Genomic DNA, 16,590 nt, shown 5'->3' on the forward strand with positions numbered 1-16,590 from the left:
CCCCCTATTATTGGACAAGAAGTCTTATGAACTGAATTCACTTATGGTTGGTAGTTGTATACCATTATTCACTTAGCGGAAAAGCAACCACCAAAATGGAAATCTTCTATCAAAATCATGTCTTCTGTCAAACTCTTCTCTTCTTTCCATATCATGTCTTCGATCAAAGTCCATTCTTCTATGGAATTCATCTCTCATGTCCATATCATTTCTTCTGTCTTCTCGTCTTTCTTCTCTTCTGTCTTCTCGTCTTTCTTCTCTTCTGTCTTCTCTTCTTCTATCAAAATCTCTTCTTCCGTCAAAATTTTCTCTCCTATCGTCACGTTCAATCGCTAAATCAAAATCTTTAAAATTATCCATAATACTCCTAATACCATGTTAATTAACATTTATTATACTTTAATATATGCCAATGTTAGATTTGCGCTACTAATGAGAAACAAATATATTCCAAATCAATCGATTTTTCTATCCTGGAACTCCTTACTTTTATTTGTCAATCTATTATTAGTTCCTTTATTCCCATGTTATCTCTTAACTTCCTCTTTTTAAATATTACATATTTGTTACATATGTGTTACTATTTAATTGTTCCTAAAAACAGTAACTCAAAAGGAGGATATGAATTATGTGTTTCAATTTCGATTTTAGTTCTTGCAATTTTAGTGAATTATGTAAACAATTATTAAAGTATTGCGGTTTCAGTTCTTGTAACTAATCAGATATTAGATTCCTTCGGCTCACCTAATAAGGTGAGCCTTTTTTATTGCTTCAATCTTTGAGAGATATTTTCACTTCTTTAATAAGAATATCACCGCAGTAACTGCTTATATTCATATCGATAATAGCATCCATATCGATTTAGGCAGGGGGATACTCTTAGTGGATTAGTCAATTACTATAAAAAAGAAGGTAGAGTAATTCAAATTCCTCTACCTTCCTTTAACTATAAAATCAAGGTTTAATATAAGCATATCCATTGAATTGCTTTTCTGCAAGTTCAACAACACCCGCAGGAACAATTGTTACACCTTGTTCTAAATTATCTGATGATAATCTATATTTTTTTAATGCATTATTACATACGGCAACAATAACTTGCCCCGATAACAATTCTTTTAATAACTCTTTTTTGTCTGAATTAATAGTTACGAGATTAACTGCTTCAGCATTTAGTAGAAGCTCAATCGTAACAGGCATCTGTAATTCTTTATAATATGCCAGCATATTTTTAATGTTAGCATATGATAGGTCAAATTTACTATTTTCATCAACATGAAAGATTACTTTTTTCATCTGGAATTCCTCTCATCTTATACCATTGCCTCCACGGCTTTTACCCATGCATGTTTCGGATCATCACATGGAGTCAGTTTTCTACCGCTTCTTCCTGCCATTACCCATAAATAGTAGATAGAATAACCAGGCGCTGCTGCAACTGGATGATATCCCTCCTTAATCGCAATCGTATCATCGTTTCGTACAAGATAGCTTTCATTTAGTGAAAAATCATCGTTATACATAACTTGAATTCCAAACCCTTGGGAAGGATTCACTTTAAAATGATATATCTCTTCCATATTCACTTCAAATGGAAAATTATCAGTATCATGCTTATGGGAAGGATAGGAAGACCACTGTCCTGGGCAGCCATAAGTTTCTCCTAAAACAATTTTATCTACTCTTCCTTCATATTTTGAGGTAATAATGTCATTTACATCTCTCTGCCAGTTAAGTTTTCCACGATGTTCAGTAACTACCTCGTCTGCCTCTATCACAAATGGCTCATATTTCTTGTCCGCTTTTACCTTACATACTCCGATTTCTAATGCCAAATATCCTTTTGCACTCACAGAATACGTGGTATCTCTGCCAATGTAGATGGTAGTAGGTTTTCCAGCAAAAACATTATTTCTACTTCCCTTATCAAAAGCCTTAAAATCTTCCGCAATAATATCACAAGTTCCAGCAAGAATGACAAGACCTAATTCGTATTCACCGGAATCAACAGTGATAGTTTCCCCCGGGAGTAAATTTATTCTATCAAATCCTATGATATCTAAACCCGCATCTTCATCTACAATAGTTTGGTACCCTCTTACTTCTTTTTTCTCATAAAAGTGCTTCATAATGCCTCCTGATTATGTTTTTTACCTATTAATTACATGTATCATGTTACTTCTATTGTATACTTTTTCATAAAATAATCAAGTTCATCTATATTTACTTCCTTTCATTAACTTCTTTCACTTTATAGTACCAAATGCCTTCAACTTTGTAGTATATTTTAAATTTTGTATATCAATTCGTCCTTAATTGAATATGATATAGTAAAACGCAAACTGTGAGTTCTTATGGCTATTAAAATATTTATCGATCAAGGCCACAATCCGGGTGGTATCAACGGCGGAGCAACCGGTTTTGGAGTCAATGAACAGGATATTACCTTTAATGTAGGAATTTATTTGAGAGACCTACTAAATGATGATCCCAGATTTGATGCTCGTACCTCACGCCAAACGATTGACGAAATTCTTGGAACTAGTAATGCAACAAGTTTAAGAACAAGAGTACAAATGGCAAACTCTTGGCCTGCAGATTATTTTATCAGTATCCATTGCAATGCGAACGTTAATCCAGCAATAAACGGTTCCGAGGTTTATGTCTATGCCCTTTACACGGAAGCTGCAAATTTTGCAGAATCGGTACTTGAATTTATGGTAGAAACTGTAGGGACAAAATACAATGGAGTAAGAGCAAATCCATCCTTATACGTGTTACGTCGTACACAGATGCCATCTATTCTTGTGGAACTAGCTTATATCACTAATTACGAGGATAATCTGCTTCTTCAAAATGAACAGTATACTTTTGCTTATGGAATTTACCTTGGTATCTTGAATTATTTTGGATTCCAACCAATGGAATAAGTGAGATAGAAATCGTAGATTTCTATCTCATAGAAGTTTGTGCTTGCGTCATCCTCGGCACAAACTTCTGGAGTAATAAGCTGGCATGTTTTCATGTGCTAAAAACCGAAGTGATGCCACTAATCATCACTTCGGTTTTCTTTTCATTACGCTATGATTATACCCTTAATCCAAGTCAAACAATGCTCTTCGAAGGAAGATAACATCTTTGCTATTTTTCAACGTGTACTCAGAATTTGAGCCATAGTTTAAAGTCAAATCAATCTTAACCCCCATGTACCCACCCTTACCACTCTTTAAAAAATCCAACGGTACATTGATGTAATAAGGAGTATTCGCAACTACTGCATTCTGTTCAACTTGCCTATCCGTACTTACTTCTCTTGTAACAAGTGGTAGCGTCTGACTTTCAATGACTTCCTCTTTATTATCAAACTGCATCAAGGTATAGGTAAGTATCGTTTTCTTATTCGTGAACACACTGTCATCTAGTAAGGTGAACAAAAGCCGTTTTGTCTGTTTTCCTTCTTTTACTTCTATTCCATTACCTATCGCATTTTCGGTATTACTGGTATCATAATCCACATACAGATAATCAACAATTCCATCCGAACTTGTCTTGTCTTCGTTATTAATGATAATCTTGGAAACAGCCGGAGTTGACCGATAGGCAGCTACGATAGTATTTACAAATAATTTGACCTCCATATCTGGCATTTCGCCAAATAAAGCAGCGGTTAACATATGTCCTGCACCCGAATAAGTAATATTGCCCTTACTGTAGATATAATATCCATTCCTTACATCATTCTTTTCATAAGCTTCTCTTGAGGTATTGTTTAAATCTGTTTTTAAGCAATACCATACAACAATATCCGGGTTTTCCATATCCAATTGAAAATACTGATGGTGCGTTGGTGCAACCATTACAGTTTCATCAATCGCATATGGATAAGAAGTAATCTGACCATCATTTACTTTGGTTACATATTTTGTCGTTAACTCTCTTAAATCAATTGGATTTGCTGAAGCAAAACGAAGTGCAGTCTGATCGGTATACCCATATAACTGCTTAAAAAAGACATTGCTGCCATTAGCAATTTGCTGTTTATTCGGAATATAAGGTAAGTCTTTATTTACAACAATATCTTCGATTGCCATCCCATCTCTTTTTAACATCATACCAAAGCGATCCATACCTAATATCTCTTTAAATGCACTTGTAGTTTTATGCGTTGAGGTAACAAAGGTAGTATCATGGGTAAAGAGAATGGTTTTCCTTTGATTTGCAAAATCCTTTATCTTATTCGTAGCGGTATCCCCTGATAAATCAGTACACATATCTGCAAAGCCAATAATCAACATATCATAACCACTGATATCAATAGCACTTGAATCTTGATTACAAAGCTCAACAAATCTTTCTACTGAAATCCTCTCAAAAGTAATCTGATAATCCTCTAAATCCTTTGTGTAGTAATAGAATAATCCGGTTGCTCTCGCTAGATTCGCATTATTATTTTTTTCAGAAAAGGTTAGGTCATCTATCGTGACATTACCGACAAAGGAATTAATAATCTTTTTCTTTAAGCCCTCTACTCCTATTTCCTTAGTTTCTTCCTCTGTATGAAAGCTATCTGCTCCCGATTTATTAATATCTTCCTCCGTCGGCAGTGCTATACTAAGACGATTCTTGCTATATAATTGCAGTATCTTTAACTCCACCTTTTTTTCGTTCGTATTCTTTATAGCCGCCATACCTGTGATATCTCTTCGTATCCCAGAGTATGACAAATCACTTTCTAAACGCTCAATGCTAAGCTTCCAAGGTAATACTCCCTGAAACGTGGAGACATCAAGACTTAACACATAACTTGTGTTTTCCTTTAATGCGTTTGCCTTAACTAATCTATTATCCTCCTTGCTGATAATATTTTCGATCTGCTGACGTTCGATTGCCGGATCAAAATATCCGTCTGAATTTAAATCCAGATAGAATGAAAGTCCGTATCGTTCCCCCACACTCATATCCCGTATTATAAATTCATAAGTTAACGTTTTATTTGTTCTATCTGCACCATTTACATAAATCTCTGCGTCGCTGATAATATCTCCTTGCTCCGCTTTTGTTATCTTATCCTTGTATGTAATCGGTTGTTTACTCATAGCTATTGTAATAAAGTTCTTTCGTAATTTTGCTTCAAAGGCAGTGACACTGACCTTATCTTCCAGGAAAAGTGAAAGATTATATCTTGAATCCTTCTTAAGGGTATCTACAAGCTGATACATAAAAGAGGCTGTGTCCACTGTCGTTTTATTTACTTCATTTATATTGCTGAAAAAAGCATCCTGCAGAATAATTGGATAACCAGCTCTTGCATAGGAAAGAAGCTCTTCTTTACGTCTCTTCGTAATATCGTTACCGGCAAGATGAACAGGAAATGGGTTATCCTTTACGGTGGTGTCCCAACTCACCAAATTATGCCCCTCCGCCACCTGTTTTAACATAACCAAGTCCCCTACATGCATGTATATTAAATTACGCATGGTGGTATCACGAAAAGAAGCTTGCCCTAACGCAGCATCACGCAACCCAAGATAAATCAGGTCATAAGTACCATTCAAATCTTCTACTTTTCCAATAAATTCTTTGGTGGTTTGCTTATCAACAATAACTTGATGTTTAAAACCAGGTAATAGACCATAAATATAACTTTCCCATTGCAAGTCCGATTTAAAATCGTTACATGGTTCTATCTCTAATATCCTAATATCACGGTCAAACTCTCTCCCTATCGTATTGCGAACCAATAGAAACTGTACAATCTGGGCTGGGGTTAAGGTCTTTGTTTTCTTTTGCTCTATTGACAGCGTCGGGAAAAAGTAATCAAAAGCTTCTTTCGTGTGAGTTTCATAAGAGACACTCGCTGTTGTAAAGCTCATATTAAGGCTAGTATCCCCATTGTATATATAGGTATTATCCTCTACTTCCGTATTGTTACCACCAAAATCATTCCATCGATAACCAAGCTCGTTTAGATCTTCCAAAAGATGATTCACATTATGGTCATAGTTAACAAGATGATAAGGATATAAGGTGTCTGCTGCCCAGAAGAGGGTCGGGTAAGGGTCACCATCAAAATCCTTTTTGGCTCCATTTGGAATAATCAACTCATTAAATTTGCCTGTCGTCATTCCATCGTCTCTGGTAGTTGTTGTTATCATTCCCGTTTTAAAATAAAGCTCGTATAAATCATATGTATCCATTTGGCGTAGCATTAATCCTAATTTGTATGCATTGTTGCTGCTTCCCTGTACATTATTTACCAGATAGGTTGTCTTTTGATCCTTCATTTTCTTCTCTATGGTGACAGGTTCTGTAGTTATATTACTGGTTAGACTACTGGTATCATAGATAACCGGGCAGGAGTATTCTCCTTCTGGCAAATCCACTCCCAGTTTCTTTTTTAGTATCCGAACAACTGCCTCCCAAGAGAAATCCCTACCTGGGGATAAAAACCTTATCTGATTATTATATTCCAAATTATCTGGTAACACTTCACCATAGGAAAACATGTCGTTTCTTCGATATTCTATACTATTCCACATATGAATAAAGCCATAACCATTGTGGTTCTTATCTGTGATATAGATTAAATCTGCTCTATCGATCAAGGATAGATTATTATTGATTTGAGCTGCTGTTACTGTAATAACTTTAATATGGTAATCTGGTATCTGTTCCTCAGTTAATAATAGGCATTGCTTTAAAAAGACATTACGATTCGTATAGGTATATACATAAGCCTGATATAATTCGCTCTTTTTCGTTGTGAATACCTTATCCGCATTGTGATTCGTGGTTTCAGAGTGAGTAATTCCATTTTCATAACCAACCCATAGATAATCTCCTAAGCCATTCTCAACTTTTTGATAATTTGCTGTAAGAATTTTTCCGGCCTTATCGTAAGTTACATCGACTTGCTTATAGTCACCCTTTCCTTTCCCAACTCTTTCATAATATCCATATTGATCTTTCGTATAATGTGATGGTTTTGCAATCTCTATCATATCTTTGGATGGAAAAAAGGTTTCTACATTCTGGCCAACCCCAGTAATAGCATTCGTTGACCCTATTGTTCCGCCAAAAGGCCCGAAACCTACTCTTTTTATATTCACTGGTTCCTGTCCACCAATAAGATAGCCTATTTCTGCATACCCTTCATAGGGGACAATCTCAAGTATTATAAAAGGATTGTCTTCTGCTCCGAGCGGGCTATCCGAATTCCTTACCGGTATCTCAATTTTCCCATCGTCTGAAACAACCGCGGCAGTACTCTTCTTCTCTTTTCCAAACCTGCTGCCAAGGAATAGGACAGCAATGATTCCTATGAGAATGCTGACAATTAGTATTTTATTTTTCACCTTCTTCCCTCCTTTCTTAATTAAGATATCTGACAGTTCGCTCTAATTACGATTGCGCATGCTTATGCTTGAAAAGCTGGAAAAGGTCCTACCATCAAGTTCTAATAATATCGAAACTGTCACAAGATTCTCCTTCTTGTTTGTAGCTGGAGACACCCATAGACTACTCACATAATTGGCTAACAAGGACGGAGTCCCTTTTAGTTCCTCTTCTACGATATGCTTTAGAGACTGTTGGAAACTGCTCTCGCCTACCTCCTCCTTCTTCACCTTGCGAAATCTTAATTGTTTATGTACCGTATCATGAATCACTGCATAATAATACTCTATCGCTCCACCCTTTGTTTCCTCCATAGCTTTCATCCCAAGTACAGGATATGCTACTCCATCTATTACTATATCGTTAACCCATTCATAGAAACTTGCTTTCATGAGAAGGTCGTCAATCTGATTGAGTGCAATCTGTGACTCCATCTGTAAGGAGGTTTCCATACTATTGGTACGATAGGTTCTAGTACTTACCATAAGAAAACCGGTCACTGCAAGAAGGACAAGAGAAGCTATCAGTAGTGAAACAATTACTTCAATTAGTGTTAATCCTCGATGATCTGATATCACATCATGCATCCTATCCCTCCTGCTTCAGATAATTTCGCCCAGTTTCCTTCACCAATAAGATTTTGCTTGTCTTTCTTCCAACTATTTTTATCTCAGATATTTCCCCTTTGATAGAACCAGAATCCTTCGTAAATTGAATGGTAAGCGGTTGCCCTTTCGTAACTACCTCCTCCATCCCGTCCTTGATATAACAAATAGTAAGTGCATCGCTGCCCAACTTAACTTTATCAAGTTCTATCTCTGTGGTAATCTCACCTTCTGTCACAGTACGATAAGTGATAGAGTAATAAGAATTATCATCTTTTACAACACGCAAGAATATGGAGTCCTTCACCATACCCATGGATTCCATCCGCGTTTTGTCAAGAATGACCGAGAGCTGTTTCGCACATTTGAAAGCATTGATATTATTCATATAATGAAACCCGAGTAAAGAAATACCTGCTACAATACCAATGATAATGACAGTCACAAGTACTTCTATTAGCGTAAATGCCTGATTCCCTATAATACTGTTTCCATGCAGGTTTCTTGTTCTTTTTCTTGTACCACACTTTGTTATGGTAATCATTGTACTTAGGCATCCTTTCCCACATTATATCGTTGTTATTTCATCATACTTCATTTTTTGATGTTAAATACTGTAGTAATTATTACCTATAAACTCTACTCAAGCTATAAAAAATCTTTCTTCTCTATTCCTTCTTCCAGTTCTTAAGTTCAATTAAAATAGTCTTTCCAAACGTTCCTGTTATGCCCTCCTCATTACTATAATCTTTAAAAAAGTAACGAAGCTGTTCGTCTTGTTCTATTAAATTCTTACTATATTCTAAATTAGCAGTAACATGCCCACCCGGTCCAAGGATTACATTACCTTTTGTTATAATCATCCCCGTAAATGTAGCGTTTTGTATTCTCACATCTCCAGAGGCTACTATGATCCCTTGATGGTCATAACCGGAAATAACGGTTTCACCAGAGCTATTGGTTACTAAGATGTAATCTGTTTTTGCTCCAACTGATTCTTTTTCATATACCTTATCTACTCCAAGCTCCCGTGCCATTTCCTCAATCCCAAGGATGCCCTTCCCATCATCTGATTTATAGTAGATTAAGCGCTCTGCTAAGGAATCTGTAACGGTTACTGTATTGTTGTTCTCATCAAGGCAACTGATTAGTCCATTATATTTACCACTATAGATGTCTTCATACCTTTCTAGATACTCATCTTTGGAATCAATCTGATATCCCAGTTCATCAGAACGGGCTTTATTCGATAGAGTACCAGTATCATAGGACAATACATTACCAGTATTTCTTATCCCTAAAAATTCACCACCCTTTTTAAGGCTCATACTTCCTAACTTCATTGAAGATGCAAGATTTTCTAACTTTGCTTGATTTTTCTCTATATATTTTGCAAAATAATCACTTGCAGCATTGGAGTTTCGAAAATTCAGATATAGGTATACCATGTGATGAGTAACCCCGCTAGAATTTTGGTACTGCACTACAATTGACTGGTAAGGCATACTAGAATCAAGATAATCTTCTAATAAAATTCCACCTTTTTTACCATTGACAGACATATCCACTCCAAACCCAGGTTTATTAAGCTTTAGGTTCCCATACTCTGTTTCTGTCATCGGATTATGTCCAATTCCAAGAATACAATCTCCTGGAACCAAATAAGCAATTTGATTTCCTTTGAAAGATATGGATTCACCTGACAATACTGGTGTCATTCCTCCAGCATCTGAAGTAAATCCATAGGTTTTCGGTATGGATAAGTAAGACTTACCAGCAATCCATACCTTAGACACCTCTCGCATATCAAGAGATGCTTCCGAAGCATTCACACTAATGGAGCTACTACCTCCCGGCGTTCCTTTTGTTTCCGTAAGTGTTGCATTATTAGTGTGGAATCCGTAGTAGGTACCCTTTAACATGACATTACCTTTTCTTGCATTCATCGTAAGGTCGTCCAAAACATAAACATTGGCGGATACGTCAAAATATGTTGTAGGTTCATATGTACTTGCAGTATAATCCATCGTATTCATCGTGATTAGGTTCTTTGCCCAAATGGAATTTTGAAACTCTCCATCATCTCCAATCAGAGGAGATACAATCATCTTTCCCCGATCGAGTACAGTAAGATTCCCTCTGCTAATAATTCGATTGGATTGTAAGCGTAACACTGCTTCGCTATTTTTAACGGTAATTCCCTCACCGGCATAAACATTTCCAAGTAGAATCGCCTCTCCGCTTTCCTCTTTTTTAAGAAAGCCATCTGCTATAATTCCATAATCCGTATAATAAATTCCGTTATAGTTAACTGCACCAATCAAGCGAATCGGATAGGTGGAAGTAATTCTTAAATCTGTAGTTATTATTGATTCAAATCCTTCTCCATTCTTATAGCAAAGGGATACCCCCTTAAGCGTAACCGAATAATCCGAGTAGTTACGAACCACTATAATATCTTCTGAATTTAGAAAAGTAACCTTATCCATCGTATTACTGATAAGATACCTTTGAAGAATTCCCAACTCTTTTAGTTTTGATTGATTTTCCTTGGTATCTTCTGCTAGTTCTTCATAAAGATTAGCTACGAATTTACGAAGCAATAGATTCGGTCGCTCTGATTCCGGTGTCACCGAATATTTTTGCAACATATAAGCATAGGCCTTCTGTAGACTATGTTCTGATAGCTCTTCTAATCCAATCTTTAATTCATCCACTGCACTTTCTGCAGTGTAGAAATTACCCTTTGTCTTAGCGTCCACTAATTTCATTCTATAATTTGTCATCGTTGCCGTTAGCAAAATGGTCGCCAAGATACCAAGAAATGTCATACATAGAAGAACAAGAATCAGCGAAGCTCCCTGCTGATTCCTTCTAAGTCTAAAACTGTGATTCTTATTTTTCCTACCTTTTCTTGACTGCACCCTATCCCCTCCGAGTATTTCAACTAATTTAAGTAGTATGCAACTGCTGTTTTATAACATTCTATAGAATATCCTAGTAGCTATACAGTATTTGATCTGCCAGTACCATACTATATAATTAATATATAACCTACCTTGTTGACTTAAGGATTCGCGCTTGTAGAACTTAAAGTGTATAATACTTCCTCGCTATCCTTTTCTAAAACCTGTATCGTAATCGAATAAATCCTCTCCTTTTCCTTCTCATACTCTACTAACGATGAAATGTTATTTTCATCTAAGAAAGGATAGGATTGAAACGATGTTAATGTCTTCGTTGTATCAAAATCATTTTTATAATAAAAATCTACCCAGGAAGAGCCTTCGACCGCCACCTTAATTTGCTCGGTAGGAAGAAATCGATTTTCTAAAGCTTGTTCTGCAATAAAAACTTTTAATTTATCACGTAGGGTCAGTAATGGGTCTATCTCAACCACTACACAATCTGATAGTTCCGAATACCATTCTCCTTGTATTAAGGGGATATGAAACAAGTAAATGCTATCTAACTGATCAAATGAAATCTCCGGAAAAAATCCAGTATAGCGTTTCTTATCTATGGTAGCGTCATCAAAAGAATCACGCAGTATCCCTATAGCATCATGAAAAGTGTACTCATAATAGCAGGTTACACTTTCTGCTTCTCCCTGTTTTTTAACTTGTATAATTGTGGTTCTCGATATCTTTTGCTTTATTTGCTCTTGCGCAATTGGATTAGGGAGAACTGGTGTAGCAACTGGTACTGGAGTTGGTAATCCATTCTTTTTGGCTTCCTCATTTAACTTACGATTCTCTTGTCCGATTCTCTCACATTCCTCCAGCCACTTTGTTTCAATATATTCTTTATGTCTCTCAAAAAACGTATGTACAACTCTTTGATCATACGTAATATTTTCCTTTATACCATAACTATCTGTCACTGTATCATATTGATACCCACCCTCCGGAGTAGTCACATATTGCACAGTAGCACCTAACGGATTGATTAATGCTGTTTTAGTATGATCTAGCTCTGTTAAATTAGGAGCCTTGAATTGGTTTTGCTCTACTAAAAACTCTCCCTCACTTATTTCGGAAGAATTTCCTTGGTATCCATTGGCATCATAGGAAATTCTAACGTCAAATACGGCACTTCCTTCTTTTACGCCTTTGATAAGATAATAATATTTTTTCCCAGCAAGGTTTTGCACTTCATAAGAACCATCGCCATTTTCATCACAAATTGTTAACTCATCAAGTTGTGAGGGGTTATTTCGTGATAAAACCTGGTAATCTTGATCCGTTTGTGAAAATCCAATACCAGATACTTGATTAACTAGATTTTCAGTTGGCACTATACAAAATTCTCTGCCATTGACCGCATGAAACTGAAATGCCACTTCTTCAAAGGAGTAAGCTTTGATACCCTCCATAATATTCTTCCCTAAAGTAGTCGCGTACTGTCGATACTTTGTCTTTTGATTTACTCTGGCAGAAAGAATCCATTGACTTAACAGAGGAATAAGAATAATCGCTAGAATTACCATGCTAACGATCACTTCCACCAGGGAAAATCCTCGATTGTTTTTTCTTAATTTTCTCATCTTATCCCCACTCTGAAGCATAAACTTATTATCTCAAAGAAGCTTATCATCTAGAAGAAGCTTATCATCTAGAAGAATCTAATCATCTTAAGGAATCTTATCATCTTAAGGAACCTTATCATATCAGAGAACCTTATCATCTAAAGGATCTTATCATCTCAAAGAACCTAATTCTCTCAAAGAATGTAATCATTCCAAAGAAAGCCTGTCCTCCTTGTGGCTTCTTCTTCGTTACTAGAAATAGTACCTATAGCTTACTAATAATTTATTCTTTATTAATTTCTTGGTAACATAGGTATCTCCGCTGTTCCAAATATATTGTCTGTTCCAATGGTAATTCCAGAAACTTCAGGTTTTTGATATTGGTTGTCAGTACCGCTCATTGCAAAGAGGTTAATCACCATCGTACCCGTTAGATTCCCCGTTGTTGCATCATAAGATGCTGTTATATTCTCAACATTCATGCGTTCCTCGTATTGATTGATATAATCCATGCATTCTTTGAAACCTTCATAGGTAGTGCGGTAAGTGATACTAAGGGGGCAACTAAGTACAGATACTCCTAACCCATCTGTGGAAGGTACCGCGGTAGAGTAGAAAATTTCTGTATCCACTCCAAAAGATACACTAGGAATTTCAAGTCCTGCATTCTGCTCAAGGTCAACAAGAAATATAAGGCTTTTCTCTGGTGTATTCCTTGGACCATACCTCTTTGTAATATTCTTTATATTTTCTAAGGACGTTTCTATATCCTTCTTATAGTCCTCCTTTTTTCTCTCAAGCACTGTAAGTTGGTCTACACGTTCACTTAAAATCTCATTTTCTCCTCTTATAGAGTCCGCTTGTTCCTCATATCTTAAATAACCAAACCGATAGCAGCCGAATATAATTAAAACAATGGCAAGAAGAATCAGTAATCGAATCTGTTTTTCTGAAATTTTATTCATTGGTGCTACCTCCTATTTTCACATTTTGGTAAATGCAAGTAACAGAAAATGTAATAACTTTCGTGCCAAATTCCTCGTTCGTCACTTCTGTAATACCTGCAATTTTTACATCTGCAATATAAGGTATCGTTTGAAGTTGTAATAATAGCTTGGCAGCAGATTCCTTAGAATCCGTGGTTATACTAGCAGTAATCCCTTCGGTCGTTGATGTGAAAGATTGAATGACAGCACTACTTGGGAGCTTGTCTTCTAGATAGTGAATTAAATCATTTAACTCTTCATTCGATCGATAGGTGGAAGCATCCATGATTTCTAATGCTTCTTCTGCCTCCTTTAAGGTATTTCTCTCTTGTAGCAATGGTTCCAATCCACTTAATAGAGCTATTTTTACTTCAAGTTCTTTCTTTATGCTTCGCTCTTTTTGATAATTTAGATAACCACTATTCACTAAAACACCGCCAGCTAATATAGCTGCCAGTAAGAGTCCCAAATAAAGTTTCCAGAACTCTCGCTTTTGTGCCAATTCTATGTAGTCTTTCGGAACAAAGTTAATCGCCCCATAGGAAGCACCAATACATCCGAGAAACGTTTCCATCTGTTCTGTAATAACCTCTTGATGAACATTCATAGATATCTCAGTTCCATAATAGACAACAGGAATCTGCAATTCTTTTTCTATAAACTCCTTGATCTTTGACTTTACAGCACCACCACCAAGCAGTGATATTTTTTTTATTTTCTCCTGCTTTTGGCTTTGCGACAATCTTGAAGTATAATACTCGAGGATACGCTCTACTTGATTAATAAATAAACTTAGTGTTTCAATTGCATGTTCCAACAAATCATCGCCATCTATATCAATATGATCAGGCTCCTTTTCTATGCCCTCACTATCGGTTGTCATGCTATAGAAAGGGATTACGGTAGCCGCTGCTTTACTTTGGTCAAAACGATAGCTATTAACATTCTGAAGCTGTTGATACAACACATTACCACCATAGGGAATCGTACGCTGTAACATAAGGATACCATTTTGCATGATAGTTACGAAAGAAACGTCCTCTTTTATCTGTAGCACAAATTCTGTGTCTGTGTTTGCTTTCTTCTTAAACCATTGATAACTCGAGTTACCGATAAAGTCTATCCCGATGATATTTAATCCCATTAATTCAGCAAGACTATAATAATGCTTAATTAAACTAGATGGTGCAGCATACGCCATCAAAGAGATTTCTTTTTTCTCTGGGTTCTTATTTAGGATTACATAGGTAACAATATATTCCTTGATATCTTTAGGAAAATACTCATTCGCCTGCGCAGCCATAACCGCAGCAATTCGATTTTCTTTCACTAACGGTATCGTTACTTCTCTTGTTAATATCTTATTGGACTGGATTGTAAAAATGATGTTCTTTTGTCGATATCCTTCCTTAGCCATTTGTTCTTTTACAAACTCTGCAAATCCATTTTTGTCCCGAATGTATCCGTCCTCAAACATTTTCTCCGGAGTTTCCCAAATCGAGGTTTGATATAGTTTGGGATGTTTCTTTTTGTGGTCTGTTTCACATACCTTAATAGAAGTATTTCCAATCTCAATGCATAGTACTTTACTCAAATCTAATCCCCTCCTGCAAGTCAAATTCAGTTCCACCCCGCCGTATACCACTCCAGTATTTTTGTTCCAAACCATGCAGCAGTAATAATACCAGCTGATAAATATGGTCCCATCGCAAGAACATGTTCTGCTTTACTAACTTTCATTCGTATTATATGAATTACCGAACCATACAAACAGCCAAAAAAGAATGCCACTAACGTAAGCTTCCATCCAAGGATTAGGCCTACTGCTGCCATTAATTTAATATCGCCCCCTCCTATTCCTCTCCCTCTCGTAATCAGAAAGAGAAACAGAAGAAAACCACTGACCAATAGAAAATCAAGTAAGATGGAAATAGAAATTCCCTCCACCACCTCACGAATTATTCCAAGTACAAACAAATAAACATTAATCCCAAACGGTATTTCAAAGGTTCTCCAATCTATTACACTAAGGACAAGTAGCCCTGAAATCATCAGGCAATATATGATGCTTTTGATAGGGTCCCCTACTAAAAAAAACGTCAACACCCACAAGCTTCCATTGAGAAGCTCTACCAGTGGGTATTGTATTGATACTCTTTCCTTGCAATATCTGCACTTACCTCCTAAGAAGAGATAGGAAAACACCGGCACTAAATCTCTTGCTTTTAGTGTGGTATTACACTTTCTACAGTGAGATCTGGAGATTACGATGTTTTCTCTTCTTGGAATTCGGTAGATGCAGACATTGAGAAAGCTACCGATGCTGATACCGTAGAGGAATATTAGGATGTAGGTTATCATCATTTACACCAACTATTCTTTTACTTATTGATAGCCACTACATTGATTCCATCTAATATTACAGTATCTGAACTATTTATTTTAAGTATAATTTTTATTTCATACTTCTTAGTCGTATCGCTAGGAGTTGGATAATTTCCTCCAAAAATCTCCATAATAATTTCTTTTAAATTCTTAATCTTATCGTCAACTCTACCTGGTATATCATTATTAGTTGCTACAATGATTGGTTCAATATTCCCAGTACCCTCTGTTTTATCAAAAGTAATTGTTACATTCCCAATTTCCTCGAGTTTCCCACCCTGCACTTCGAAGTCTGCTAACGCTATCTGAACTGATGATTTTATATTCGCAATATTATTATCATCCACATTTTCCCTTGCCGTCCCCACCCACTTCATAACCTGCGGAGCCAACGCAACTGCAATTATCGCAATAATTAAAACTACAACAATTAATTCTACCAAAGAAAATCCCTTATTATTCTTTCTCTTCTTACTTACCAACTTCATGGTAAATCCTCCTTCATTCTTTCTTCAATTTTCCGCTGTTCGTACATGAAGATTCCATTGTCCTTCTGTTCTTCGAACATGCTAAACATTCTTCTTTATCCCATTTTTTCTCTTATGTAATGCTCACTTCGTATGATCCCAGTCAATCACAAACTAGCCTTATTCTCATAAGTATAACGATTCCCTTTCCTTTAATTAACATC

The 16,590-nt window shown here is 36.2% G+C and carries 13 protein-coding genes; 1 reads left to right on the top strand and 12 read right to left on the bottom strand.

Annotation, left to right across the window (positions count from 1 at the left end; translation table 11 throughout):
• Positions 1 to 72: 72 nt before the first annotated feature.
• The 3 genes from CC92_RS20740 to iolB form a co-directional block, all read right to left on the bottom strand.
• Complete coding sequence (locus CC92_RS20740) at positions 73 to 360, bottom strand: hypothetical protein (protein WP_034218465.1); 288 nt, start codon at positions 358 to 360, stop codon at positions 73 to 75.
• A gap of 594 nt (positions 361 to 954) precedes the next feature.
• On the bottom strand, positions 955 to 1,296 hold the full coding sequence (locus tag CC92_RS0105075) for a DsrE family protein (RefSeq protein ID WP_029504075.1): 342 nt from the start codon (positions 1,294 to 1,296) through the stop codon (positions 955 to 957).
• Positions 1,297 to 1,313: 17 nt separating this feature from the next.
• Positions 1,314 to 2,129, bottom strand: a complete 816-nt coding sequence (gene iolB, locus CC92_RS0105080) for a 5-deoxy-glucuronate isomerase (RefSeq protein ID WP_029504074.1) — start codon at positions 2,127 to 2,129, stop codon at positions 1,314 to 1,316.
• 225 nt (positions 2,130 to 2,354) lie between these two features.
• On the opposite strand from iolB, the gene CC92_RS0105085 reads away from it, so the two are divergent.
• On the top strand, positions 2,355 to 2,930 hold the full coding sequence (locus CC92_RS0105085; protein WP_029504072.1) for an N-acetylmuramoyl-L-alanine amidase family protein: 576 nt from the start codon (positions 2,355 to 2,357) through the stop codon (positions 2,928 to 2,930).
• 165 nt (positions 2,931 to 3,095) lie between these two features.
• Here the strand turns inward: CC92_RS0105085 and CC92_RS0105090 are convergent, their stop codons facing one another.
• The 9 genes from CC92_RS0105090 to CC92_RS21450 form a co-directional block, all read right to left on the bottom strand.
• On the bottom strand, positions 3,096 to 7,355 hold the full coding sequence (locus CC92_RS0105090) for a DUF5057 domain-containing protein (RefSeq protein ID WP_029504071.1): 4,260 nt from the start codon (positions 7,353 to 7,355) through the stop codon (positions 3,096 to 3,098).
• 42 nt (positions 7,356 to 7,397) lie between these two features.
• Entirely contained in the window at positions 7,398 to 7,982 is a 585-nt protein-coding gene (locus tag CC92_RS0105095) for a PilW family protein (RefSeq protein ID WP_029504070.1), read from the bottom strand.
• A gap of 1 nt (position 7,983) precedes the next feature.
• Positions 7,984 to 8,544 (bottom strand): prepilin-type N-terminal cleavage/methylation domain-containing protein, encoded by a 561-nt coding sequence (locus CC92_RS0105100; protein ID WP_029504068.1) that lies wholly within the window; start codon positions 8,542 to 8,544, stop codon positions 7,984 to 7,986.
• A gap of 124 nt (positions 8,545 to 8,668) precedes the next feature.
• On the bottom strand, positions 8,669 to 10,924 hold the full coding sequence (locus CC92_RS0105105; RefSeq protein ID WP_029504067.1) for a polymer-forming cytoskeletal protein: 2,256 nt from the start codon (positions 10,922 to 10,924) through the stop codon (positions 8,669 to 8,671).
• 143 nt (positions 10,925 to 11,067) lie between these two features.
• Positions 11,068 to 12,546: a type IV pilus modification PilV family protein gene (locus tag CC92_RS0105110; RefSeq protein WP_162175521.1), complete on the bottom strand. Its 1,479-nt coding sequence runs from the start codon at positions 12,544 to 12,546 to the stop codon at positions 11,068 to 11,070.
• 275 nt (positions 12,547 to 12,821) lie between these two features.
• Positions 12,822 to 13,493 carry a hypothetical protein gene (locus CC92_RS0105115; protein ID WP_029504065.1) on the bottom strand — a complete coding sequence of 224 codons (672 nt, stop codon included), beginning with the start codon at positions 13,491 to 13,493 and terminating at the stop codon, positions 12,822 to 12,824.
• Positions 13,486 to 15,108 carry a pilus assembly protein PilM gene (gene pilM, locus CC92_RS0105120; protein WP_029504064.1) on the bottom strand — a complete coding sequence of 541 codons (1,623 nt, stop codon included), beginning with the start codon at positions 15,106 to 15,108 and terminating at the stop codon, positions 13,486 to 13,488. The genes CC92_RS0105115 and pilM overlap by 8 nt, the downstream gene beginning before the upstream one ends.
• A 26-nt stretch (positions 15,109 to 15,134) precedes the next feature.
• Entirely contained in the window at positions 15,135 to 15,878 is a 744-nt protein-coding gene (locus tag CC92_RS0105125) for a prepilin peptidase (RefSeq protein ID WP_155998436.1), read from the bottom strand.
• A 17-nt stretch (positions 15,879 to 15,895) separates the two neighbouring features.
• A complete protein-coding gene (locus tag CC92_RS21450; protein ID WP_051650827.1) occupies positions 15,896 to 16,387 on the bottom strand; it encodes a prepilin-type N-terminal cleavage/methylation domain-containing protein in 492 nt (163 codons plus the stop codon).
• Positions 16,388 to 16,590 lie beyond the last annotated feature (203 nt).

Source organism: Lachnoclostridium phytofermentans, assembly GCF_000733755.1.
GTDB lineage: Bacteria > Bacillota > Clostridia > Lachnospirales > Lachnospiraceae > Lachnoclostridium > Lachnoclostridium phytofermentans_A.

Excerpts from the sequence above, each read along its gene's own strand:
- CC92_RS0105100 (WP_029504068.1), bottom strand. The coding sequence starts at position 8,544 with ATGATTACCATAACAAAGTGTGGTACAAGAAAAAGAACAAGAAACCTG.
- CC92_RS21450 (WP_051650827.1), bottom strand. The coding sequence starts at position 16,387 with ATGAAGTTGGTAAGTAAGAAGAGAAAGAATAATAAGGGATTTTCTTTG.
- CC92_RS20740 (WP_034218465.1), bottom strand. The coding sequence starts at position 360 with ATGGATAATTTTAAAGATTTTGATTTAGCGATTGAACGTGACGATAGG.
- CC92_RS0105115 (WP_029504065.1), bottom strand. The coding sequence starts at position 13,493 with ATGAATAAAATTTCAGAAAAACAGATTCGATTACTGATTCTTCTTGCC.
- iolB (WP_029504074.1), bottom strand. The coding sequence starts at position 2,129 with ATGAAGCACTTTTATGAGAAAAAAGAAGTAAGAGGGTACCAAACTATT.
- CC92_RS0105125 (WP_155998436.1), bottom strand. The coding sequence starts at position 15,878 with ATGATGATAACCTACATCCTAATATTCCTCTACGGTATCAGCATCGGT.
- CC92_RS0105075 (WP_029504075.1), bottom strand. The coding sequence starts at position 1,296 with ATGAAAAAAGTAATCTTTCATGTTGATGAAAATAGTAAATTTGACCTA.
- CC92_RS0105095 (WP_029504070.1), bottom strand. The coding sequence starts at position 7,982 with ATGCATGATGTGATATCAGATCATCGAGGATTAACACTAATTGAAGTA.
- CC92_RS0105110 (WP_162175521.1), bottom strand. The coding sequence starts at position 12,546 with ATGAGAAAATTAAGAAAAAACAATCGAGGATTTTCCCTGGTGGAAGTG.
- CC92_RS0105085 (WP_029504072.1), top strand. The coding sequence starts at position 2,355 with ATGGCTATTAAAATATTTATCGATCAAGGCCACAATCCGGGTGGTATC.